Source organism: Methylobacterium sp. J-072, assembly GCF_022829425.1.
GTDB lineage: Bacteria > Pseudomonadota > Alphaproteobacteria > Rhizobiales > Beijerinckiaceae > Methylobacterium.
Map to the genome: position 1 here is coordinate 165,271 of NZ_JAKSYK010000180.1, position 23,574 is coordinate 188,844.

Annotated in this window: 22 protein-coding genes and 1 pseudogene; 15 read left to right on the forward strand and 8 right to left on the reverse strand. The window is 69.8% G+C overall.

Translation table 11 applies throughout. The features are described from left to right. The first annotated feature begins 154 nt into the window (after positions 1-154). From MKK67_RS22165 to MKK67_RS32980, 10 genes and pseudogenes are all read left to right on the forward strand, one after another. Positions 155-1,096: an ABC transporter permease gene (locus MKK67_RS22165; protein ID WP_243969483.1), complete on the forward strand. Its 942-nt coding sequence runs from the start codon at positions 155-157 to the stop codon at positions 1,094-1,096. Next, positions 1,093-2,067, forward strand: a complete 975-nt coding sequence (locus MKK67_RS22170) for an ABC transporter permease (RefSeq protein ID WP_243969485.1) — start codon at positions 1,093-1,095, stop codon at positions 2,065-2,067. The genes MKK67_RS22165 and MKK67_RS22170 overlap by 4 nt, the downstream gene beginning before the upstream one ends. Before the next feature lie 10 nt (positions 2,068-2,077). Then, positions 2,078-3,091 (forward strand): ABC transporter ATP-binding protein, encoded by a 1,014-nt coding sequence (locus tag MKK67_RS22175; protein WP_243969487.1) that lies wholly within the window; start codon positions 2,078-2,080, stop codon positions 3,089-3,091. A 241-nt stretch (positions 3,092-3,332) separates the two neighbouring features. Then, on the forward strand, positions 3,333-4,337 hold the full coding sequence (locus MKK67_RS22180) for an ABC transporter ATP-binding protein (RefSeq protein ID WP_243969488.1): 1,005 nt from the start codon (positions 3,333-3,335) through the stop codon (positions 4,335-4,337). 19 nt (positions 4,338-4,356) lie between these two features. Next, positions 4,357-5,496 carry an amidohydrolase/deacetylase family metallohydrolase gene (locus MKK67_RS22185; protein WP_243969490.1) on the forward strand — a complete coding sequence of 380 codons (1,140 nt, stop codon included), beginning with the start codon at positions 4,357-4,359 and terminating at the stop codon, positions 5,494-5,496. 608 nt (positions 5,497-6,104) lie between these two features. Then, positions 6,105-6,875 (forward strand): ABC transporter ATP-binding protein, encoded by a 771-nt coding sequence (locus MKK67_RS22190; protein WP_243969492.1) that lies wholly within the window; start codon positions 6,105-6,107, stop codon positions 6,873-6,875. Next, positions 6,868-7,788 (forward strand): ABC transporter permease, encoded by a 921-nt coding sequence (locus MKK67_RS22195; RefSeq protein WP_243969494.1) that lies wholly within the window; start codon positions 6,868-6,870, stop codon positions 7,786-7,788. The genes MKK67_RS22190 and MKK67_RS22195 overlap by 8 nt, the downstream gene beginning before the upstream one ends. Before the next feature lie 55 nt (positions 7,789-7,843). After that, the gene (locus tag MKK67_RS22200; RefSeq protein ID WP_243969496.1) at positions 7,844-8,836 is read left to right on the forward strand and encodes an Ldh family oxidoreductase; all 993 of its coding nucleotides are present in this window, start codon (positions 7,844-7,846) and stop codon (positions 8,834-8,836) included. A 167-nt stretch (positions 8,837-9,003) separates the two neighbouring features. Continuing rightward, positions 9,004-10,206 (forward strand): molybdopterin-dependent oxidoreductase, encoded by a 1,203-nt coding sequence (locus tag MKK67_RS22205; RefSeq protein ID WP_243969499.1) that lies wholly within the window; start codon positions 9,004-9,006, stop codon positions 10,204-10,206. Between the two features lie 11 nt (positions 10,207-10,217). After that, positions 10,218-10,545, forward strand: a pseudogene (locus MKK67_RS32980) (cytochrome c). A 23-nt stretch (positions 10,546-10,568) separates the two neighbouring features. Here MKK67_RS32980 and MKK67_RS22215 read toward each other — a convergent pair. Beyond that, positions 10,569-10,811, reverse strand: a complete 243-nt coding sequence (locus MKK67_RS22215) for a hypothetical protein (RefSeq protein WP_243969501.1) — start codon at positions 10,809-10,811, stop codon at positions 10,569-10,571. Positions 10,812-10,957: 146 nt separating this feature from the next. Between MKK67_RS22215 and MKK67_RS22220 the strand changes: the two genes are divergently transcribed. Beyond that, a complete protein-coding gene (locus MKK67_RS22220) occupies positions 10,958-12,040 on the forward strand; it encodes a YeiH family protein (RefSeq protein ID WP_409568430.1) in 1,083 nt (360 codons plus the stop codon). A 250-nt stretch (positions 12,041-12,290) separates the two neighbouring features. Continuing rightward, positions 12,291-12,740, forward strand: a complete 450-nt coding sequence (locus tag MKK67_RS22225; RefSeq protein ID WP_243969503.1) for a MucR family transcriptional regulator — start codon at positions 12,291-12,293, stop codon at positions 12,738-12,740. Here the strand turns inward: MKK67_RS22225 and MKK67_RS22230 are convergent, their stop codons facing one another. From MKK67_RS22230 to MKK67_RS22255, 6 genes are all read right to left on the reverse strand, one after another. Then, positions 12,741-13,010, reverse strand: coding sequence for a hypothetical protein (locus MKK67_RS22230; protein ID WP_243969506.1), 270 nt, complete (start codon positions 13,008-13,010; stop codon positions 12,741-12,743). Between the two features lie 210 nt (positions 13,011-13,220). Continuing rightward, positions 13,221-14,825 carry an ABC transporter ATP-binding protein gene (locus MKK67_RS22235; protein ID WP_243969509.1) on the reverse strand — a complete coding sequence of 535 codons (1,605 nt, stop codon included), beginning with the start codon at positions 14,823-14,825 and terminating at the stop codon, positions 13,221-13,223. A gap of 3 nt (positions 14,826-14,828) precedes the next feature. Then, complete coding sequence (locus tag MKK67_RS22240) at positions 14,829-16,250, reverse strand: M20 family metallopeptidase (RefSeq protein ID WP_243969511.1); 1,422 nt, start codon at positions 16,248-16,250, stop codon at positions 14,829-14,831. Between the two features lie 55 nt (positions 16,251-16,305). Beyond that, positions 16,306-17,259, reverse strand: a complete 954-nt coding sequence (locus tag MKK67_RS22245) for an ABC transporter permease (protein WP_243969513.1) — start codon at positions 17,257-17,259, stop codon at positions 16,306-16,308. 13 nt (positions 17,260-17,272) lie between these two features. Further along, complete coding sequence (locus MKK67_RS22250; protein ID WP_243969515.1) at positions 17,273-18,190, reverse strand: ABC transporter permease; 918 nt, start codon at positions 18,188-18,190, stop codon at positions 17,273-17,275. Between the two features lie 12 nt (positions 18,191-18,202). Then, complete coding sequence (locus MKK67_RS22255; RefSeq protein ID WP_243969517.1) at positions 18,203-19,735, reverse strand: ABC transporter substrate-binding protein; 1,533 nt, start codon at positions 19,733-19,735, stop codon at positions 18,203-18,205. Positions 19,736-19,911: 176 nt separating this feature from the next. Between MKK67_RS22255 and MKK67_RS22260 the strand changes: the two genes are divergently transcribed. Next, the gene (locus MKK67_RS22260) at positions 19,912-20,817 is read left to right on the forward strand and encodes a LysR family transcriptional regulator (RefSeq protein ID WP_243969519.1); all 906 of its coding nucleotides are present in this window, start codon (positions 19,912-19,914) and stop codon (positions 20,815-20,817) included. Between the two features lie 206 nt (positions 20,818-21,023). Further along, positions 21,024-21,551: an AAA family ATPase gene (locus MKK67_RS22265; RefSeq protein WP_243969730.1), complete on the forward strand. Its 528-nt coding sequence runs from the start codon at positions 21,024-21,026 to the stop codon at positions 21,549-21,551. A gap of 16 nt (positions 21,552-21,567) precedes the next feature. Here the strand turns inward: MKK67_RS22265 and MKK67_RS22270 are convergent, their stop codons facing one another. Continuing rightward, complete coding sequence (locus MKK67_RS22270) at positions 21,568-22,323, reverse strand: CDP-diacylglycerol diphosphatase (protein ID WP_243969521.1); 756 nt, start codon at positions 22,321-22,323, stop codon at positions 21,568-21,570. 109 nt (positions 22,324-22,432) lie between these two features. On the opposite strand from MKK67_RS22270, the gene MKK67_RS22275 reads away from it, so the two are divergent. After that, positions 22,433-23,470, forward strand: coding sequence for a DUF2891 domain-containing protein (locus MKK67_RS22275; protein WP_243969523.1), 1,038 nt, complete (start codon positions 22,433-22,435; stop codon positions 23,468-23,470). Positions 23,471-23,574: the final 104 nt, after the last annotated feature.

Consider the following 23,574-nt stretch of genomic DNA (forward strand, 5'->3'; position numbering starts at 1 on the left):
GGGCTGAGGCCTTCATACCTGCCGCGCCCCTCTCGGAAGCGTCGCTCCCCTCTCCCGACCCCTGCTGACGCAGGGGCCACCCTCCCCCGCAGAGGGGGGAGGGGGCGCGGCGGCGCTCGCCGCGCCCTCGGCCCGGCACGATAGCGGAGGACCCATGCTCGGCTATATCGGCAGGCGCATCCTGGCCACCATCCCGGTGATGGCGGTGGTCGGCTTGTTCGTCTTCAGCCTCCTCTACTTCGCCCCCGGCGATCCGGCCGCGATCATCGCGGGTGATCAGGCGACGCCGGACGACGTGGCGCGCATCCGCGCCTCGCTCGGCCTCGACCGGCCGTTCCTGGTGCGGTTCGGCGAATGGTCCTGGCAGATCCTCCACGGGGATCTCGGCACCTCGATCTTCACCAACCTGCCGGTCACCACGATGATCGGCCAGCGGGTGCAGCCGACCGTGTCGCTGATGCTGGTCACCCTGATCCTGGCGATCGTGGTGGCGGTGCCGCTCGGCGTCGTGGCGGCCTGGAAGGCCGGCAGCCTGATCGACCGGCTGGTCATGGGCCTCGCCGTGCTGGGTTTTTCCGTGCCGGTCTTCGTGGTCGGCTACGTGCTCGCCTACGTGTTCGCCCTCGAACTCGGCTGGCTGCCGGTGCAGGGCTACACGCCGATCGAGCAGGGCCTGTGGCCGTGGTTCGCGAACCTGATCCTGCCCGCGGTGACGCTGGGCCTCGTCTACATCGCGCTGATCGCCCGGGTGACGCGGGCGACCATGCTGGACGTGCTGAGCCAGGATTACGTGCGCACCGCCCGGGCCAAGGGTCTGGGGCAGGGGCCGGTGCTGTTCATCCACGCCCTCAAGAACGCCGCGGTGCCGATCGTCACCGTGATCGGCATCGGCATCGCGCTGCTGATCGGCGGCGCCGTGGTCACCGAGACGGTGTTCGCGATCCCCGGCCTCGGGCGCCTCACCGTCGATGCGATCCTGCGCCGTGATTACCCGGTCATCCAGGGCGTCGTCCTGCTGTTCAGCTTCGTCTACGTGCTGGTGAACCTCGCCATCGACCTGTTCTACACCTTGCTCGACCCGAGGATCCGCTATTGACCGCGACCGTCGCGCCTCTCTCCGGTCCGCCCCTCGCCCGGGATCCATCGCTCAAGGACCCGCCGCCCAAGGGGCCGCCCCCCGCGGGCCTCGCCGTCGCCACGCCGATGCCGGACGTGATCCCGGCGCGCAAACGCCGGGGCCCGGTCTGGACCTATGTCCGCCGCAACCCGACCATCGTGGTCGGCAGCCTTCTGCTGCTGATCGTGCTCCTGATGGCTTTGCTCGCGCCCTATCTCGGCACCGTCGATCCCACCGCCCTGGCGCCGGCCAAGCGCACCCGCGTGCCCTCGGCGCAGTACTGGTTCGGCACCGACATGCTCGGCCGGGACATCTATTCCCGCGTGGTCTACGGCGCCCGCGTCTCGCTGCTGGTCGGTTTTTCCGTGGCGCTCCTCGCCTCGGTGGCTGGGCTCGCGGTCGGGCTGATCTCCGGCATGGTGCGCTGGCTCGACGGCATCGTCATGCGGATCGTCGACGGCATGATGTCGATCCCGCCGATCCTTCTGGCCATCACCCTGATGGCGCTCACCCGCGGCTCGGTCCAGAACGTGATCGTGGCGATCACCATCGCGGAGATCCCGCGGGTCGCCCGGCTGGTCCGGGGCGTCGTGCTGTCCTTGCGCGAGCAGCCCTATGTCGAGGCCGCCGTGACCACGGGCACGCGCATGCCCGCGATCATCTGGCGCCACATCCTGCCCAACACCCTGGCGCCCATGACCGTGCAGGCGACCTATATCTGCGCCTCCGCGATGATCACCGAGGCGATCCTGTCGTTCATCGGCGCGGGCGTTCCGCCCTCGACGCCGTCCTGGGGCAACATCATGGCCGAGGGCCGGGCCCTCTGGCAGGTGAAGTTCTACATCATCCTGTTCCCGGCGATCTTCCTGTCCATGACGGTGCTCGCGGTGAACCTCGTCGGCGACGGCCTGCGCGACGCCCTCGACCCCCGCATGGCCAAAGACGCATGAGACTGGAAACATGAGGAGCCCCGGCGTGAGCGGCGTACCCCTCCTCTCCATCGAGAACCTGCAGGTCCATTTCCGCACCCCCGACGGGGCCAACCGGGCGGTGGACGGCGTGTCCTTCGCGATCCAGGCCGGCGAGACCCTGGCGATCGTCGGCGAATCCGGTTGCGGCAAGTCGGTGACCGCGATGTCGATCCTGCGGCTCCTGCCCGAGCCGCCGGCCAGCATCGCCGGCGCCATCCGGTTCGAAGGAAAAAACCTCCTCGACCTGCCGATCCGGGCGATGCGCAAGATCCGCGGCAACGACATCAGCGTCATCTTCCAGGAGCCGATGACCAGCCTGAACCCGGTGCTGACCGTCGGTCGCCAGATCGGCGAGACCCTGCGGCTGCACCAGGGCCTGAGCCGGCGCGAGGCCGAGGCGCGGGCGGTGGAGATGCTGACGCTGGTCGGCATCCCCGAGCCGGTGCGCCGGGTGCGGGAATACCCGCACCAGCTCTCGGGCGGCATGCGCCAGCGGGTGATGATCGCCATTGCGCTGGCCTGCTCGCCGAAACTCCTGATCGCCGACGAGCCGACCACGGCGCTGGACGTGACCATCCAGGCGCAGATCCTCGACCTGATGCGCGACCTGAAGCGCCGGGTCGGCGCCGCGATCATGCTGATCACCCACGATCTCGGGGTGGTCGCCGAGGTCGCCGACCGGGTGGTGGTGATGTATGCCGGCCGGAAGGTCGAGGAGGCGCCGGTCCGCGACCTGTTCCGGGCGCCGCGCCATCCCTACACCCGCGGCCTGATGGGGGCGGTGCCCAAGCTCGGCGCGGTCGAGCACGGCGCCACCGAGCGGCTCGCCGAGATCCCCGGCATGGTCCCGAGCCTGAAGCAGCGGATCGAGGGCTGCGTCTTCGCCGGCCGCTGCCCGGACGTGACCGACCTGTGCCGCACCTACGCCCCGGCCCTGGAACCGAAGGCCCCGGCCCACCTCGCCGCCTGCCACTACGCGCCCAAGGACGCCCTCGCGGCATGATGTTTTGTGACTTGGCGAACAGCTCGGCGCGTCTTCCCTCCCCCCTCTGCGGGGGAGGGTACCCTGCGGAGCAGGGGGGGAGAGGGGAGCGCCGCTTCCGGCGAGGGCGCGATGATCGCCACATCCTGCACCGTTGCTCCCCTCTCCCGACCCTCGCTGACGCGAGGGCCACCCTCCCCCGCAGAGGGGGGAGGGGACGCGCTGCGCGCGCCTTTTCTCGTCTCGTCACGGAGCCCCGCCCGTGACCACGACCGCCCGCACGCTCCTCCAGGTCAACGACCTCAAAAAGCACTTCTCGCTCGGCGGCGGTCTGTTCGGCCGGTCAACCCGGGTGCTTAAGGCGGTGGACGGCCTGTCCTTCACGGTGGACCGGGGCGAGACCCTGTCGCTGGTCGGGGAATCCGGCTGCGGCAAGTCCACGGTCGCCAAGGCGCTGATGCGTCTCTACGCCCCCACCGCCGGGCAGGTGGTGCTGGCGGGCCGGCGCATCGACGATCTCTCGGCCGGCACCCTGCGGCCATTGCGGCGGCGGATGCAGATGGTGTTCCAGGACCCGTTCTCGTCGCTCAACCCCCGGATGCGGGTGCGGGCGATCCTGGCCGAGCCGATCCGCAATTTCGGGCTGGCCAAGGGCTCGGCCGAGCTCGAGGCGAAGCTCGCCGCCCTGATGGAGCGGGTCGGCCTGCCACGCGAAGCACTGGGGCGCTGGCCCCACGAGTTCTCGGGCGGCCAGCGCCAGCGCATCGGCATCGCCCGGGCGCTCGCCGCCGAGCCGGACCTGATCATCTGCGACGAGGCGGTCTCAGCGCTGGATGTCTCGGTGAAGGCCCAGATCGTCAACCTGCTGCGCGACCTGCAGCGCGAGCTCGACCTCGCGATGCTGTTCATCTCGCACGACCTCGCCATCGTCGAGCACATGACCCACCGGGTGGCGGTGATGTATCTCGGCAAGATCGTCGAGATCGGCCCCCGCCGGGAATTGTTCCTGGCTCCGAAGCACCCCTACACCCAGGCGCTGCTCTCCGCGGTGCCGATCCCGGAGCCCGGGGCCGGGCGCACCCGCATCGTGCTCAAGGGCGACGTGCCAAGCCCGATCGACCCGCCCTCCGGCTGCCGCTTCCACACCCGCTGCCCGCAGGCCTTCGACCGCTGCCGGGTCGAGGAGCCCCGCCTCGATTCCGTGGGCACCGGCCATCTCGCCGCCTGCCACCTCAACGACGCGGCCGCGCCGGCGGTCGCGGCCTGACATCCCACCGGAGACCGCCGTGCAGCACGACCTGATTCTCAAGGGCGCCCGGGTGATCGACCCGTCGCAGAACCACGACGGGCTCTGCGACGTCGCCTTCGCGGAGGGCCGCGTCTCCGGCTTCGGCCGCGACCTCGTGGCGGGTCCCGGCACGCAGGTGCGGGAGATGGCCGGCGCGATCGTCACGCCCGGGCTGATCGACCTGCACACCCACGTCTACTGGGGCGGCACCTCGGTCGGCATCGATGCCGACGACTTCTGCCGCACCTCCGGGGTGACCACCTCGGTCGATACCGGCAGCGCCGGGCCGGGCAACTTTGCCGGATTTCGCAAGCACGTGATCGACCGGTCGGAGGCGCGCATCCTCGCCTATCTCCACGTGTCGTTTGCCGGCATCTACGCCTTCTCGAAGACGATCATGGTCGGCGAGAGCCAGGACCCGCGGCTGATGGCACCCCGCGAGGCCGTGGAGGTGGCCGAGGCCAACCGCGACGTGATCATCGGCATCAAGGTCCGGGTCGGGCGCAACTCCTCCGGGGACCAGGGCACCGCGCCGCTCAACATCGCCCTCCAGGTCGCGGAAGAGACCGGCCTGCCGCTGATGGCCCATATCGACGAGCCGCCGCCGAGCTACGAGGAGGTGCTCGCCATGCTGCGCCCGGGCGACGTGCTGACCCACGCCTTCCGGCCGTTCCCGAACGCGCCCGTGACCGCGCAGGGGGCGGTCAAGCCGGCGCTCCGCGAGGCCCGAGCGCGTGGCGTGCTGTTCGATATCGGCCACGGCAAGGGCTCGTTTGCGTTCAAGACCGCCCGGGCCATGCTGGCGGGCGGTTTTTTGCCGGACACGATCTCGTCCGACGTGCACCAGCTCTGCATCGACGGGCCGGCCTTCGACCAGGTCACTACCATGTCAAAAATGCTCTGCCTCGGCATGAGCCTGCACGAGGTCATCGCCGCCTCCACGGTCAACGCCGCCGTGGCGGTGAAGCGGATGGAGTACGGCACCCTGAAGGTCGGAGCACTCGGCGACGCCACCGTGCTGTCGGTGCAGGACGGCGCGTTCGATTACGTGGACACAAGGGGCGAGCACATGACCGGCGCCCAGCGGATCTTTTCGGAGGGCGTGGTGCTGCGGGGCCGGTGGTGGCATCCGGTTTGATGCCTGTTTGATCGCACGATCTCGGTCGAAGGACGGTTCTGACCGACCGATATCCCACTCTTCCCCCTCATCCTGAGGTGCTGCGCAGCAGCCTCGAAGGAGCCCTCCAGAAGTCTCAGCGCTCTCTGGAGGGCTCCTTCGAGGCTCGCTTCGCTCGCACCTCAGGATGAGGTCGAGAGTCGGAATGAGAGGGGGATCGACGATGCGCAGCCCGAAGAAGACACACCGCAGTGATGCACTCCGATCACTTCACACAGCCGCCACAGATTCCCACGCCGTCGGGGCGATCGACAAGGCGACGATGTGTCGGTTCGATTTTGCCTGCCTCACCTCTGTGAAGGCTCTGATCCCGAGGAAGATCAACTGAGTGCCTGCGCCAGCGCGCTTCCTACCCGGACGGTTTTGCGCTGCACCATAGTTGCGACCCATCGCCTGCAACGCACCGTCGACAAATAAACAACCGTCTCAACCGTGACAGCAATCCTAGTTTATTAAGAATACCAGGCTTTACAGCCTCTCCGCATCGACCCTACACTTTCCCGTGAGGCCCGGACCAACTCCGGGCCGTCAGCGACACGCGGGCCAAGCCGCGGCGCCAGGGAGGATGGATGGGTACGGGTCAGCCTCTGCTGGAAGTCGATGGCGTCACGCTCCGCTACAAGACGCCCGACCACCTCGTCACAGCCACCTATCGGGTGAGTTTCAAGGTCTGGCCCGGGGACCGGTTCGTCCTGCTCGGGCCGTCCGGCTGCGGGAAGTCGACCCTGCTGAAGGCGGTGGGCGGCTACATGGCGCCCACCGAGGGCGAGATCCGGCTGAAGGGCCGCGCGGTGACCGCGCCCGGGCCCGACCGGATGATGGTGTTCCAGGAATTCGACCAGCTCCTGCCATGGAAGACGGTCCGGCAGAACGTGGTCTTCGCTCTCGAAGCCTCGGGCCGGCTGAAAGGCCGTGAGGCGCTGGAGCGGGCCAACCTGTATATCGACAAGGTCAACCTCACGAAGTTCGCCGACAGCTACCCGCACACCCTGTCGGGCGGCATGAAGCAGCGGGTCGCCATCGCCCGCGGCATGGCGATGGAGCCTGACATCCTGCTGATGGACGAGCCCTTCGCGGCGCTCGACGCGCTCACCCGGCGGCGCATGCAGGACGAGCTGATGATGCTCTGGGAGGAGACGCGCTTCACGGTCCTGTTCGTGACGCACTCGATCCCCGAGGCGATCAAGATCGGCTCGCGCATCCTGCTGCTCTCGCCCCATCCCGGCGAGGTCAAGGCCGAGCTCAACAGCGCCGCCACGCCGGAAGCGGCGCTGCGGCTGGAGACCCGGATCCAGCAGATGCTGTTCTCGGAAGAGATCGAGGAGGCGGAGAATGTCTAGCGCACGCGTTCTGACCGGCGCGCCCCTGACCGTGCCGCCGCGCACCGCAGCCGTTGAGCCGGTCCGCCCCGAGATCGTCCGGGAGACCGGACAGGCCCACGGCGCCCCCGTGGTGGAGAAGCCGCTCTCGGCCTTCGAGCGCCTCTACAACCAGGCCTGGCTGCGCAAGATCCTGATCCTGGTCCTGCTGGCCGGGATCTGGGAGGCCTACGGGCGGTACCTCGACAACGACCTGCTGTTCCCGACCTTCTCGGCCACCATGGAGGCGTTCTTCCGGGCCATCGCCGACGGCACGCTGCCGGCCCGGGCCTGGAGCTCGCTGAAGGTGCTGCTGATGGGCTACGCCGCCGGCGTTGCGCTGGCGACCCTGCTCACCGGCATCGCCATCGCGTCGCGGATCGGCACCGACTTCCTCGAGACCCTGACCTCGATGTTCAACCCGCTGCCGGCGATCGCACTGCTGCCGCTGGCGCTGATCTGGTTCGGCTTGGGCAACGGCAGCCTGATCTTCGTCCTGGTGCATTCGGTAACCTGGGCGATCGCGCTCAACACCCATTCCGGCTTCCTCTCGGTGAGCCGGACGCTCCGGATGGTCGGGCGCAATTACGGGCTCTCGGGCCCGCGGCTGATCGGCAAGATCCTGATCCCGGCGGCCTTCCCCTCGATCCTCACCGGCCTGAAGGTCGGCTGGGCCTTCGCGTGGCGCACCCTGATCGCCGCCGAACTGGTGTTCGGCGTCAGCTCCGGGTCGGGCGGGCTCGGCTGGTTCATCTTCGAGAACAAGAACATGCTCGACATCCCGAACGTGTTCGCCGGGCTGCTCACCGTGATCCTGATCGGCCTCGTGGTGGAGAACCTGATCTTCCAGACGATCGAGCGGCGGACCATCCAGCGCTGGGGGATGCAGGCCTGACCGAAGTCCGGCATGGCATCGGGTCAGAACGCGCTGCGAACCCGGAGCCTCGACCATGCCGAACCTGTCCCTCGCGGAGGCGCATGCCCTCGCGTCCGGCGCCTTCCGCCGGTGCGGCGCCAGCCCCGTCTCCGCCGACAGCACCGCCCGGGCCCTGGTGGCCGCCGAGGCGGACGGCCTGAAGGGCCACGGCCTGTCGCGGGTGCCGGGCTACGCCGGGCAACTGCGGACCGGCAAGGTCGTGGGCGCTGCCGGGGTGGTCGTGACCCGTCCGCGGCCGGGGCTCCTGGCGATCGATGCCGGGCACGGCTTCGCCTACCCGGCGATCGACGCGGCGCTGGCCGAACTGCCCGGGCTGGCCCGCCGGCAGGGGATCGCGGCGGCCGGGATCCGCCGCTCGCATCATTGCGGTGCGGCCGGGCTGCCGGTGGAGACGCTCGCCGAGGCCGGGTGTATCGCGATCCTGTTCGCCAACACCCCCGCCGCGATGGCCCCCTGGGGCGGAAACCGGGCGGTGTTCGGCACCAACCCGCTGGCCTTCGGCTGCCCGCTGCCTGGCCGGGCACCCATCGTGATCGACCTCGCCCTGTCGAAGGTCGCGCGGGCCAACATCGTCGGCGCGAAGCAGCGCGGCGAGGCGATCCCGGAGGGCTGGGCGCTCGATGCCGAGGGGCGGCCGACCACCGATCCGGCCGCCGCCCTCGACGGGACGATGGCGCCGCTGGGCGACGCCAAGGGGACGGCGCTGGCCCTGATGGTGGAATTGCTGGCGGCCGGGCTCACCGGCGCCAACTTCGCTGCGGAGGCCAGCTCGTTCCTCGACCCGGTGGGCGAGCCGCCCGGGACCGGCCAGCTGATCCTGGCGATCGATGCGTCCGCCTTGAGCCCGGGGGCGCCGGAGCGCTTCGCCGGCCTGGCCGCCGCGATCGAAGACCAGGACGGCGCCCGCCTGCCGGGCAGCCGGCGCCTCGCTCTGCGCGCCCGCGCCGCGCAGGATGGGCTGGCGCTCCCGGACGCGCTCCTGGCCGAGATCGCGCAGCTGGGGTGACCGGGGCGGGGTGTTTCCCGTGAAACAATCACGCTTCGGGTCCAGCCGGTTCGCCCGGAAGAAATTCTGATACACCGCGCGGGTAGAACCGCCCCGGTGTTCGCCTCATCACAGGTATCGGCGCCGGATCGCTCGGTTCTGCGGGGCCGCTGAACAGGGACGCGACGATGGCTCATCTCGACAGGCGCCGGGTGCTGCAGGGCGGCCTCGGCGCGCTCGCGACGGCGGCGATGCCGTTGCGTGCCCGGGCCGACGAGGTCACGCTTCCGTTCGGCAACGGCACGCGCCCGCTGGTCGCCTATCCCGGCAAGCGCCCGCTCCTCCAGACCACGGCCCGGCCGCCGCAGCTGGAGACGCCGTTCTCAGTGTTCGACGAGGGCGCGATCACCCCCAACGACGCGTTCTTCGTGCGCTATCACCTGGCCGACATCCCGTTGGAGATCGACCCGGAGACGTTCCGGCTCGGGGTGACAGGCCATGTCGAGCGGTCGCTCGCGCTCTCGCTCGCCGAGATCAAGGCCCTGCCCGGACGGACCGAGATCGTGGCCGTCAACCAATGCTCGGGCAATTCCCGGGGCTTCTTCGAGCCGCGCATGGCCGGCGGCCAGCTCGGCAACGGCGCCATGGGCTGCGCCCGCTGGACCGGCGTGCCGCTCAAGAGCGTGCTGGACCAAGCCGGCGTGAAAGCCGGGGCCGTGCAGGTGACGTTCGACGGGATGGACGGGCCGGTCCTCCCCGAGACTCCGGATTTCGTGAAGGCGCTCGGCCTCAACCATGCCCGCGACGGGCAGGTAATGCTGGCCTGGGGCATGAACGGCGCGGACCTGCCCTGGCTCAATGGCTTCCCGCTGCGCCTCGTGGTGCCGGGCATCTACGGCACCTATTGGGTCAAGCACCTCAACGCCATCACGGTCCGGGACACGCCCTTCGACGGCTTCTTCATGAAGAGTGCCTACCGCATCCCGGACAATCCTTGCGCCTGCACGGAGCCGGGCCAGGCCGCCACCGCCACGGTGCCGATCGGCCGGCTCAACGTGCGCTCGTTCCTGACCAATCTCGCCGACGGGGCGGAGATCAAGGCCGGCCCGGTGGACCTGCGCGGCATCGCGTTCGACGGCGGCTCCGGCATCCGGTCGGTCGCGGTGTCCACCGACGATGGCCGGACCTGGACAGCCGCCGAGCTCGGCCAGGATCTCGGCGCTTACGCGTTCCAGCCCTGGTCGCTCGGCCTCGATCTGGCGTCGGGCGCGCATGCGATCCGGGTCCGGGCCATGGCCCAGGACGGCAGCACGCAGCCGATGGACGCGCGTTGGAACCCGTCCGGCTACATGCGCAACGGCGTCGAGACCACCCGGATCCGGGCGGCATGAGAGGGAACGGGATGCGCGCGCTTCTCCTCGGATCGCTGGCCGCCGGCCTGATCGCCGGTGCCGCCCTGTCCGCGCCGCGCAGCTACGCGGTGCCGGATCCCACGGCAGAGTTGAAGACGCCCAAGGACGGGGAGGGGGGCAGCCAGGGCCCCGGGATTTGCGGCGGCGCAGGCCAATTGCCAGACCTGCCATTCCGTCGATTACATCGCCACACAGCCACCGGGCCGGGGCAAGGCGTTCTGGGACGCGGAGGTGACCAAGATGATCAAGGTCTATCACGCCCCGATCGACGAGGCGGACGGCCGCGCGATCGCGGCCTATCTGGCGGATACCTATTGAGCGAGGGCCAAGCCGGCCAGGCTTTAGCGCAGGGCCACGGCCTGGGCGGCGTAGGCGACGACGCTCTGCACCGCGGGCATGTCGTAGGCGTAGACCCGGCCTGCCAGGATCGCCAGCGCCAGCGTCCAGAACACGGCGCCGCCGACACGACGGGCGGTCCGATCACCCGCAGCGGTCGGGCACGCCTCGGCCACACCCTGGGCGACGGGCTCGCCGAAGGGGTCGAACGCCAGTGTCGTCGACCGGATGTCAGAGGTGGTGCGCATGGAGGTGAATTTCGCGCTCCGAACCTTGCCATGCAATGGACGCGTCTTCCGAAGATTTCTCGCGCGGTAGAGCTTCCTTCTCTCTTGCGCGTTCGCGACAAACGTTTTCTTCCCTTTGCCGGGATGCCGACCGCGGAGCGACCCTCGTGAGTCTCAAAACCTCGTCCCGGACGGGTGCCACCGAGACGGCCGCGCGGGACGCGTCCGCCGCCTCCGTGCTGCCGGGCATCGGCCTGTGCGCGGCCATCACCGCCCTAGCCATAGCCGCGCAGGCCCTGGAGGAGCGCGTCGCCGGCCATCCCTATGTCGAGGCCCTGGTGCTGGCGATCCTGATCGGCATCGCGGTCCGCACCGCCTGGACGCCGGATGCCCGGTTCCGCACCGGCATCGCGTTCTCGGCCAAGCAGCTCCTCGAAGTCGCCGTCGTCCTGCTCGGCGCCTCGCTCAGCCTCGGGGCAATCCTGGCCTCCGGCCCGGCCCTGCTCGCCGGCATCGTCGGCACCGTGGTGATCGGCATCGCGGCCAGCGTCGGGATCTGCCGGGCGCTCGGCCTGCCGCCCCGGATGGCGATCCTGGTGGCCTGCGGCAACGCGATCTGCGGCAACTCGGCCATCGCCGCGGTGGCGCCGGTGATCGGGGCGCAGCCCAAGGACATCGCGGCGGCCATCGCGTTCACGGCGGTGCTCGGCGTGCTGATGGTGCTGGGTCTGCCGCTGTTCGTGCCGCTCGCGGGCCTGAGCGACAACCAGTACGGCGTGCTGGCCGGACTCACCGTCTACGCGGTGCCGCAGGTGCTGGCCGCGACCGTGCCGGTGAGCCTGCTGTCCACCCAGGTCGGCACCCTGGTCAAGCTCGTGCGCGTGCTGATGCTCGGGCCGGTGGTGGTGGCGTTCTCGCTGATCGCCCCGCGCCTGCCGCAGGAACCCGAGACGGCGGCGACCGGCGCGAAGGGGCGCCCCGGCCTGACCAAGCTGGTGCCGTGGTTCATCCTGGGCTTCCTGGCCCTCGCCACGTCCCGCTCCCTCGGGCTGATCCCGGACGCGGCGGTGAAGCCGCTGACACAGCTCGCGGGCGTGCTCACGGTCCTGTCCATGGCGGCCCTGGGCCTCGGCGTCGATGTGCGCGTGCTCGCCCGGGTCGGCGGCCGGGTGACGCTGGCGGTGACCGCCTCGCTGGCCGTCCTCGTCGCCGTCAGCCTCGGACTTATTCACGGCCTCGGCATCGGCTGAGCGTGTGGGCAGATCCTGATTGCGTTCTGAGTCTCGTATTTAGAATTTTCTGTAAATCCGTGTCTCAGTGCCCAAGCAACGTGATCGATACGCTGGGCGAAGACAGACACCCAGAAAACCGGTTTCCTTAGAGATGCATTAAAGTGCGTCCGACCGGGTCGATCGGCTGAAGAAAACATCTTGACACTGGGATGATTTTTGCTTTGGAAACGTGGTGTCACCCACGAAACCTTGGACTGGAACTTGCGCCGTGCCCGAAACGATTCCTGAGAGCAGCACCGAGCTCGCCGTGCTGGTCGGCGACGTCGTCGCGGCCTATGTCTCGAACAACCCAGTCCCGCCGGCCGCCCTGCCGGCGCTGATCGCCAGCGTGCACGGCGCGCTGGTCAATCTCGGCCAGAGGCAGCCGGTCGAGGCCGAGCCCGTGATCGAGCCGCCGAATGCGGCGCAGATCCGCAAGTCGGTCCAGCAGGACGGCATCATCAGCTTCATCGACGGCCGGTCGTACAAGACGCTGAAGCGTCACCTGACGGCCCACGGCCTGACGCCGGAGCGCTACCGCGAGCGCTACAGCCTCCCGGCCGATTATCCGATGACGGCGCCGGGCTATGCCGCGCAGCGCTCGGCCCTCGCCAAGGCGATCGGCCTCGGCGTTCCGGGTGCCCGCGCCGAAGAGCGCAGGACCGGCACGCGCGGCTGATCAGCCGGCTGTCGCCTGTCGCGGGCGGAACGGCAGCACGCAGGCGGTCATTCCGGGCCACCAGGCACGGGGCGGGCGCCCGAACGTGTCGGCCCAGCTCAGGTAGATGATGCGGGCGCCGACGACCTCGGCGACCGCCTCCGGCGTCTGCGGGCGGCGGTTGTCTGTCCCCGGCCGGCGCGCGGATCCTTGGCGCCGGGACGGCTGCCCGGCCGGCAGAGACCGCTTGCGCGGCGACTGAGGATCATTGGGCTTGGCTGAGAACGACACGTCAAAAGTCCCCGTGCGCGTTCGAGGTGTGAGCGGGGACGGACGTTTCGGTCGGCCGTAGATCCGCCGGGGCGCTCGGCCCTCGACAACTGCAGACATTCTACCGGGTGGCCCGAAACGGAACAGACCGAGTCCGTCCAAAAAACTTGTCTCTGTGTCCCACGGTGTCCCTGGCGTCCCAGGGAGGAGGCAGGACGTCCCAACCCGCCCCTACGAAGCGCGGGCCCCCGGCACAGCGGCCAGGAGGCTGCGCGTGTAGGCGTGCTCCGGCGCGGCGAACAGGTCGGCGGTGCCGCGCATCTCCACGATGGCGCCGCGATGCATCACGGCGATCCGGTCGCAGATGGTGGCCGCCACCCGCAGGTCGTGGGTGATGAACAGCATCGCCAGCGACAGCCGCTGCTTCAGGTCCTCCAGCAGGTCCAGCACCTGGCGCTGGACCGAGACGTCGAGGGCCGAGACCGCCTCGTCGGCCACCAGCACGTCCGGCTCCATGGCGAGCGCCCGGGCGATGCCGATGCGCTGGCGCTGGCCGCCCGAGAAGGCGTTCGGGTAGCGGGCGGCTGCCTTGGGATCGAGGCCGACGAGGTCGAGCAGGCTCCGGGCGCGCTCCCGCGCCTCCGCGGCCGGCACCCCGTGGGCGATCGGGCCGGCGATGATGATCTGCTCCACGGTGCGGCGCGGGTTCAGGGACGCGAACGGGTCCTGGAAGATCATCTGGATGCGGCTGCGCTGCTGCCGCAGCTCGGCGCTCCGGAGGGCGGTGTAGTCCAGGCTGCCGAGCCGGACGGTACCGCCGTCTGGCTCGATCAGCCGGATCGCCAGCCGCGCCGTGGTCGACTTACCCGAGCCTGATTCGCCGACAAGCCCCAGCGTCTCGCCGCGGCGCACGTCGAAGGCGACGTCCTTCACCGCCGCGACCACGCGTGGCTTGCCGAACAGCCCTGCCTTGGTCGCATAGGTCTTGGACAGTCCGATCACCGACAGCGCCACCGGGGCCGCCTGTACGGCCGCGCGGGCCGGCGGCGTCAGGCTCGGCACCGCGGCGAGCAGCGCCTTCGTGTATGGGGCCTGCGGGTCGCGCAGAACCGCCTCGGCGCTGCCCGATTCGACCAGTCTGCCGCGCTGGAGCACCGCCACATGGTCGGCGATCTCGGCGACCACCCCGAAATCGTGGGTGATGAACAGGACGCTCATCCCGCGCTTGCGCTGCAGGTCGCGGATCAGCTTCAGGATCTGGGCCTGGGTGGTCACGTCCAGCGCCGTGGTCGGCTCGTCGGCGACCAGGACCGACGGCTCGAGGGCCAGCGCCATGGCGATCATCGCCCGCTGGCGCTGGCCGCCGGAGAGCTGATGCGGATAGGCCCGCACCGCCTCCTCGGGATTGGGCAGCCCGACCTCGGTCGCGAGCGCCACGGCCCGGGCGCGCCGCTCGGCCCGGGTGAGCAGGTTATGCGCCTCGAACATCTCGGCGATCTGGTCGCCGATGCGCATCACCGGGTTGAGCGCGGTCATGGGCTCCTGGAACACCATGGCGATGCGCCGGCCGCGCAGCGACCGCCAGGCCGGCTCGTCCAGCGTCAGCAGGTTCCGGCCCTCGAACAGGATCGAACCGCCTTCGGGCTTGAGCGCCCGGGGCAGAAGGCCGGTGAGCGCGTAGGCGCTCATCGACTTGCCCGAGCCCGATTCCCCGACCACGCAGAGGATCTTTCCGGGCTCCAGGTCGAGGTTCAGGCCCTCGACGGCGTAGGGACGGTCGGCGCCCTTGGGGAGCGCGATCGTCAGGTCACGGATGCGGACGACCGGCTCGCTCATCAGTCAGGTCCTCGCTGCGCGGCGGCGTAAAATGTCCGGGCCGACCTCTCCGAGATCCCAGAACAGCCCGGCCATGATCGCCAGGCCCTCGCGGGTGCTGGAGGCGAGCATATGCTCGTCCGGCCCGTGCTGGCGGCAGGCCGGGTAGGAATGCGGCACCCAGAGGGTCGGCAGGCCCAGGATCTCCGAGAAGGCGTCGTTCGGCAGGGAGCCGCCGAGATTGGGCAGCAGGGCCGGTTTTTTTCCCGTGCTCGCCTCGATCGACAGAAGCGCCCAATCCACCCAGGGGTCTTCCACCGGCAGGCGGGTCGCCTGGAACACCTCCGCAGCCCGCGCCGGCCGGACCTCGATCATCGGAAAGCCGTTCGCGTCCAGATGGGCGCGCACGTTCTGGATCAGGTTCTCCCAATCGGTGCCGACCACGAAGCGCAGCTGCAGGGTCGCTTTGGCGTGGGGCGGCACGGCGTTGAGCGGGCCGTCCGGATCGCCGGTCTTGAAGGCCAGGACCTCCAGGGTGTTCCAGGCGAAGACGCGCTCGGCCGGGGTCAGCCCGGGCTCGCCCCAATCGGCATCGATCGCGGGTGCGGTCGGATCCTCGCCGACCCGGATATCCCGGAGTGCGGCGCGCACGCCCTCGGGGATCGGCGGCGGCCGCAGGGCCTCGATCCGGATGCTGCCGCGGGCATCGACCATTGAGGCGATCGCCGAGGCCAGGACGGTGCCGGGGTTGCGCAGCAGGCCGCCCCAATTGCCGGAATGGTGCGGCCCCTCGCGCAGATTCAGGCTCAGCTCGAAATTGTAGGCCCCACGCGATCCCAGGAATAGCGTCGGGCGCTCGGCGCTGAGCCGCGGCCCGTCCGAGGCGATCAGCACGTCGGAACGCAGGGCCTCGCTCTGCGCCCGGCAGAACGGGCGCAGGCCCGGCGAGCCCGCCTCCTCGCCCATCTCGATCAGCAGCTTCACGTTGAAGCCCAGGCGGCCGTCGCGCGCCGCGATCACCTGCTCCAGGGCCGCGAGGTTGAGGACGTGCTGGCCCTTGTTGTCGGCGGTGCCGCGCCCGTACCAGCGGTCGCCCTCGACCACGATCTCCCAGGGGCCGAGCCCCGCGCGCCACTGCTCGGGATAGCCCCGCACGGTGTCGCCGTGGCCGTAGATCAGCACGGTCGGCAGGTCCGGCCCCTCGTGCCGCTCGGCGATCAGGAACGGGCCGTGCACCCCGTCCGGATTGTCGTATTTTTTGGGGGGCTCGAAGCCGAGACGTTCCACCAACGGAGCGATGAACGCGTCGAGATAGGCGTGCAGGGCCGCTTCCTGGCCCGGCGCCTGGCTCTCGGTCGGGTAGGCGACCGCCTCCCGCAGGAGCGCGAGGAACGCGCCCGAATCGAAGGCCTCGGTGGCGCGCGCGATGGCGTCGTCTCGCGTCATGGTGTGATCTCGGAGAACAGGGGAGCTGTGACGAAGCTGATCGGGCGCATCCGCATCAGTTGCGTCCCTCGGGGGCGGTGATGTCCCGCAGGCCATCGCCCAGGAGATTGATCGCCAGCACGAGGAAGAGGAGCGCCACGCCCGGGATGGTGATCACCCAGGGTTGGAAGAACATGTACTGCTTGCCCTCGGCGATCATCAGGCCCCAGGACGGCAGCGGCGGCTGCACCCCGAGCCCCAGGAACGACAGGGCGGCCTCCAGCAGGATCGCGTGGGCCATCTCCAGGGTCGCCACCACGATCAGCGCGTTGAGGATGTTGGGCAGAATTTCCTGGAGCACGATGCGCAGGTCGGTGAGGCCCGAGGCGCGGGCGGCCGAGACGAAATCCTGGTTGCGGATCTGCTGGGTGGCAGCCCGGGTCACCACGGCGAAGCGGTCCCAGAGCAAAAAACCCAGCACCAGCACCACGACCTTGAGCGAGCCGCCGACGAGCGACGCCATGGCCAGCGCCACCAGCACCACCGGCATCGCCAGCCGGGTGGTCACGATGTAGCTCACCACCGAATCGACCCAGCCGCCGAAATAGCCGGCGCAGAGACCGAGCACCGTGCCGATCAGCCCGGAGATCAAAGCCGCCGAGATCCCGATCAAGAGGGAGATCTGGCCGCCGTAGAGCAAGCGGCTGAGATAGTCGCGCCCGAGCTTGTCGGTGCCGAGCACGTGGTCCCAGGAGCCCTTGGCGTGCCAGATCGGCGGGATCAGGCGGCGCGAGACGTCCTGCGCGTAAGGGTCGTGCGGGGCGATCAGCGGGGCGGCGAGCGCGGCCAGAACGATCAGCCCGAGGATGCCGGCGCCGATCAGGAAGCCGCCGTGGTGCAGGCCACGCTGAAGCACGAGGCCGGTGGGCGAGCGCACCGGCGCCAGGGCGGCCGGGACCTCGATCGAAACCTCGATGTCCTGGGGCAGGGCGGGGGCGGCGAGCGCCGCCGTGTCGGGGGGGAGGCTCATGGGCGGCGCATCCTCACGATTGGCGCAGGCGCGGATCGAGGAAGGCGTTCAGCAGGTCGGCCGCCAGCGTCAGGGCGATGTAGATCATCGCCAGAACCAGCACGATCGCCTGGACCACCGGGAAGTCGTTGCGGGCAATGGACTCCCAGGCGAGCTGGCCGAGCCCCTGGAGCGAGAACACCGCCTCGATCACGATCGAGCCACCGAGCATGAAGCCGAACTGCACCGCCGCCAGGGCGATCACCGGGATCACGGCGTTGCGCAGCGCATGCCGGACCAGGATCTTCCGCGGCGGCAACCCTTTGGCCCGGGCGGTGCGGACGTAGTCGGAGGCCAGCACCTCCAGCATGCCGTTGCGGGTGAGCCGCATCACCGCCGGCATGGCATAGTAGCCGAGCGCCACCGCGGGCAGGACGAAGTTCTTCCAGCTCGCATTGCCCGAGACCGGCAGCCAGCGGAGGTTGACCGAGAAGATCAGGATCAGGGTCAGCCCGAACCAGAAGCTCGGCATCGCCTGGCCGAGCACCGAGATCGACAGGGCGAGCCGGTCGATCCAGGTATCGCGCTTGACCGCGGCGATCACTCCGAGCGGCACCGCCACGAACAGGGCCACGCCAAGCGCGATGACCCCAAGATAGAGGGTGATCGGCAGGCGGGCGGCGAGCAGGTCGATCACCCGCTCGCGGAAGTAGAAGGAATTGCCGAAATCGAGGTGCAGCGCCTTCCAGGCCCAGGCGAGGAACTGGGCCAGGAGCGGCTGGTCCAGGCCGTAATCCTTGCGGATCTGCACGATCTGGGGCCCCGTGGCCTCCGGCCCGGCGATGGCCGTGGCGAGGTCCCCCGAGAGGTGGAGCAGCATGAAGCTCGCCACCGAGACCGTGAAGGCCACCGCCAGGGCGACCAGGATGCGCCGGAGCGTGAAGGCCAGCACGGTGCCGCCCCCTTACTTCCAGGACGCCGCGTAGAAGCGCGGCACCTCGTCCGGCTGGGCGGTGAAGTTCAGGTCCGACGTGAAGGCGTAGTTGGTCGCGTAGGAGAACATCGGCAGGGCGTAGGCCTCTCCGGCGATCCGCTGGAGTGCCTTGGCGTAGGCGGCCTTGCGCTTCTCCAGGTCGGTGGAGCCGTCGCCCGCCTGCAGGTCGGCGATCACGTGTGGATCCTTGGTCAGATCCTCCTCGCCGCCGCGGAAATACACCCCGTCGAAGGCCGAGACGTCGTTGACCGAGAACGAGCCCCAGGTCTGGTACCCGATCGAAATCTTGCCGGCCCGCAGGGAATCCCGGAACGCGGCGTAGCGCAGGTAGTTGAGCCGCACCTTGATGCCGACCGCCCCGAGATAGCCGATCACCGCCTCGGCATAGTCCCGCTCGCGATAGGCGCCGAGATCGATCTCGAACCCGTTCGCGTAGCCGGCTTCCTTGAGCAGGGCCTTGGCCTTGGCCGGGTCGTAGGGGTAGCGCATCACCCCCTGGTCGTTGCAGCCGAACTGGTCGACGAAGCAGAGCGCGTTCATCACCCGGGAGGCGCCGCGCACCAGGTTGTCGACCATCGCCTTGCGGTCGATGGCGTAGGAGATCGCCTGCCGGACGCGCACGTCCTTGAGCGGCGAGTTCTCCCTAGCGCGGCTCAGCGTGTCGAACTGCAGGAAGCCGACCCGCATCGTCTCGGAATTGAGCACGGTGACGTTGGGGGCGGCGCGCAGCTGCTCGGCCTGGTCGCTCGGCACCCGCCAGATCCAGTCGACGCCGCCGGTCATCAACTCGGCCATCCGGCTCTCGCCGTCCGGGATGACCCGGAACTGCAGCTTGCCGATCTTCGGCTTACCCAGCGGGCTGCCGGCCCAGTACTGGGCGAAGCGCTCCATGGTAACGCCGCGGCCGCTATCGACCTTGGTGATCTTGTACGGGCCGCTGCCGATGGGTGCCTTGGCGAAGCCGTCGAGGCCGACCTTCTTGAAATAGGAAGCCGGGAAGATCGGGGTCGGGCCGGCGAGGTATTCCAGCGCCGCCGGGAACGGCGCCTTGAGGTGGATCCGCACGCTGTGCGGGCCGGTGACCTCCACCGACTTCATCCAGTCGACGTTCTGGCGGGTGACCGTGCGGGCCTCGGGCGTCAGCACGTAGTTGAACGTGAAGGCGACGTCCTCGGGCCCGAGCGGGTCGCCGTTGTGGAAGGTCACGCCCTCGCGGATCGTCAGGTCGAGGGTGGTGTCGTCGGTCCAGGTCCAGGCGGTGGCGAGCATCGGCTTGTAGGTGCCGTCGGCCGGGTCGCGCCAGAGCAGCGTGTCCCAGCAGTTGCGGGCCAGCACGACGCCCTCGCGGGCGCTGTTGTGATAGGGGCTGACGTTCTCGGGCTCGCTGTCGGAGGCGTAGACCAGGGTATCGTCGGCCTTGCCGGCGAGCGCTGGGCTCGCGGCGACCAGTGCGATCAGGGAAGCCGCCAGGGAAGCGGTGAGGGTGATCGTCCGTACCGGCATGTCGACTCCGTCTCCGACGGCAAGACGGCAGGACGCTGGGAAAGACTCCGCGACTGCCGCCTTTTTCACCCTGCCATGATGTTGTGCATCTGGGATCGCAACAAGTAGAATTTAGCGAGCGATGCATTGCCGTTTCGGCAACGGAGATGCGAGATAACTCGTCGTGAGGCAGGATAATGCAGACCACGGGGCTGCGCTACTTCCTGGCCGTGGCCCGCACCGGCTCGATCGCGGCGGCCTCGGCCCAGCTCAACGTCGCCGCCTCGGCGATCAGCCGACAGATCGCCAACCTGGAGGCCGAGCTCGATTGCGTCCTGTTCGAGCGGCGCCCGCGCGGCATGGTGCCGAGCCCGGCCGGCGAGCTCCTGGCCCAGCACGCGCACCAGATGCTGATCCGCTCGGAGCAGGTGGTCACCGAGATCCGCGAGCTGGAAGGCCTCGCCCGAGGCCTGATCCGGGTGGCGAGTTCCGAGGGGTTCGCCCTCGACATCGTGCCGAACGCCGTGGCGTCCTTCCACGCCGCCCATCCCGGCCTGCGCTTCGAGGTGACGGTGCTGCCCCCCGCCCAGGTGACCCAGATGGTGGCGGCGGGCGAGGCCGATCTCGGCATCACCTTCGCGCTTGCGCCGACCACCCAGGTCGAGGTGCTGTATGACGGGGAGGTCGACATGCGGGCGCTGGCCGCCCCCGACCATCCCCTGGCGCGGGCGAAGCTCGTGCAGCTCTCCGATCTGCCGAACTATCCCGTCGCCCTGCCGACCCGGGACACGACCCTGCGGCAGGTCTTCGACGCCGCCTGCCTGCACGAGGGCATCGTGGTCGAGCCGGTGCTAACCGCCAACAACTTGGCCGCCCTGCTGCCGTTTGTCCGGAATTCCCGCGGTCTCGCGCTGATGTCGGCTTTGTCGGTACGGACGCCGGTGGACCTGAACGCGCTGGTCAGCCTGCCGATCCGCGCCCAGGCGAGCCTTACCCGGGGCATCCAGATCCAGGCCATGCGCGATCGGCGTCTGCCCCGGGCGGTGCGAGGTTTTCTGCGCCAGCTCACCGACGCGCTGCCGCCGCCGAAGGGGGCGGGATGAGCAGATCTTCGGCGGCGGTATCACCGCCGCATGGCAAGATCTGCGATGAACCAAGCATAAAAACGATCACGGCCTCGGCCTGGCGCAGCAATCTCGTCGCGATGAGGGAGTCCTGTGCCAGGTTCATCGTCCCGCTCGATGTACGGCGCATCCTTGCCGATCCGGATCTATACGGTGATCCTGTCCGCGGGCGTCGGGGCGAGGCCATGATTCTTGATGAGCTTGGGCCGCGCATCTGCATCATCGGCCCGTCGAACAGCGGCAAATCTACCCTGGCGGTGGCTATCGGACGGGCCCGGGGCCTGCCACCGATCCATCTCGACCAGCTCTACCATCGGCCGAACACCGATTGGGAGCCGCGCCCCGAGGAGGAATTTCGCGCGCTGCACGATGCGGCGATCCTCGAACCGCGCTGGGTGATGGACGGCAACTACACCCGGTACCTGCCGCAGCGGCTGGAGCGGGCGACGGGCGTCATCCTGCTCGATGTCCCGACCATGACCAGCCTTGTCCGATACCTGCGCCGATGCTGGTTCGAACGGGACCGGCCCGGCGCGCTCGAAGGCGGCCGGGACAGTGTGAAATGGGACATGATCCGTCATATCGTCGTCGCCACCCCGGCGAACCGTAAGCTCTCGGCGGCGCAGTTCGATCGCATCGGCCTGCCGAAGCTCCGGCTGGACACGCCGGGCGCGCTGACACGCTTCTCCCTCACGGCCGGGCTCGATCGCTGACCGGCGGCACCCCGCCTCAGGCGCCGCCGCGGCCCGACGCGACGGCGCAGCTATGGTCCATCACGTCCTCGGCGCTGGCGCTCGGCGCCCGGTAGGCCAGCAGCAGAAAACCCGGCTCGGGATCACCCGGCGGCGTGGCGAGCGCGGCAAAACTCGTCCGGTGCAGGTCCGGCCGGGGACCCGGCAGGGTGCGCAGGGCCGCGAACGGGTTGAAACGCTCGGCCTCGGCTTCCGGCACCCGCATCGCGTGGTAGCGATCCCCGGCGAGCGGCACCGGGAAGCGCGTCCAGGTCCCGCGGATCTGGCGGCCATGCGCCTTCACGGCGGCCAGCACGCTCGGCTTCAGGCAATCGAGATGGATATGGAGCTGGTCCTGGCTCCGCCCCCGGGCCGAGTTGACCGCCAGCCCCACCGCCTCGAGCGGCAGCTTGCCCTTCAGGGCATCCGACACGAACGGGCGCGCCGCCAGCGCCGCCCGCCAATAGGCGACCCCGCGCGGTCCGCGCAGGACCGGGGCTTCGAGCCCGGCCACGGTGTCGGTGGGCATCACCACGATGTGGGTCGGCTCGCCGGGCGCGCGCAGCACCGCCGAGCCGGGGCGGTCCTTGTCGCCGAGATTGACCGAGAGGCACGGAAACGTCCGGTCGGCGATCCGCTTGGCGAGCACGCAGGTCTTCAGCGCGGCCCAGAGCACGTCCCGGGTCGGGTCCGGCGCGGCCGCGGCCGGCATCGCGAGGGCGACGAGAAGGACGGCGATCGGCGCACGGCGCATGGAAAGTCCCGATGAGATCGGGCCGGCGGACTGCCCGGCTCGCCACGCTTGCGATAACCGTCTTGGACCGCGCCGGCAAAGCGTCCGGTGCCGCATGGGACGTCTCGCGATGCCGAACGCGCTCACCCCGGAGATCGGCGCCCGCTTCGCGGCGGTCGCCCTCGGCCACGTCACCCGCGAATACCCGAACAAGCCGGGCCACGTCCTGGCCGGTCCCGAGGATGCGCGCACCCCCGCGGCTTTGCACCCGGTCTTCCACGGCAGCTACGATTGGCATTCCTGCGTCCACGGATACTGGCTGCTGGCGCGGGTGCTGCGGCTGTTCCCCGACGGCCCCCAGGCCGGGGCGATCCGCAGGCAGTTCGACGCGCAGCTGATCCCGGAAAAAGTCGCCGGGGAATGCGCCTATTTCGCCGCCCCGACCGCCCGGGGCTACGAGCGGCCCTATGGCTGGGCCTGGCTCCTGAAGCTTGCCGACGAATTGTCCCGCCTGCCCGAACGCCGCTGGGCCGAGGCCCTGGCGCCGCTCACCGGCATGATCGCGCAGCGGGTCCGGGACTTTTTGCCGGTCGCGCCCTATCCGGTGCGGGTGGGGACGCATTTCAACACCGCCTTCGCGCTGCGGCTGGCGGCCGACTATGCCGAGGGGGCGGACGACGCGGCCCTGTCCGACCTGCTGCTGCGCACCGCCGAGCGCTGGTACGGGGCGGACACGGATTGCCCGGCCTGGGGCGAGCCGGGGGGCGACGACTTCCTGTCCTCCGCGCTGATCGAGGCCGAGTGCCTGCGTCGGCTCCTGCCGGCGGAAAGATTCCGGCCCTGGTTCGCCCGGTTCCTGCCGGACCTCGCGGCGGGGCGGCCCGCGACCCTGTTCCGGCCCGCCACCGTGACCGACCGCAGCGACGGCAAGATCGCCCATCTCGACGGGCTGAACCTCAGCCGCGCCTGGTGCTTCCGGGCGCTCGCCGCCGCCCTGGACCCGGACGATCCCCGCCGCAAGCCGCTCCAGGCCGCCGCCGAGGCCCACCTGGAGGCTGGTCTCCCGCACGTGACCGGCGACTACATGGGCGAGCATTGGCTCGCCACCTTCGCGCTGCTGGCCCTGGATATCGAGACGGGATCCGGCCCCCGCGCCACCGAAGGTTGAGAAGGTCTTGAGAACTTTCGGCCGCAGGGGACGTTGTTCCCTGTCGGCCGCACGCGGCGCGAAAAAAAAAGGACCGCCCCCGAAAGAGCGGCCCGAAGTCTTGG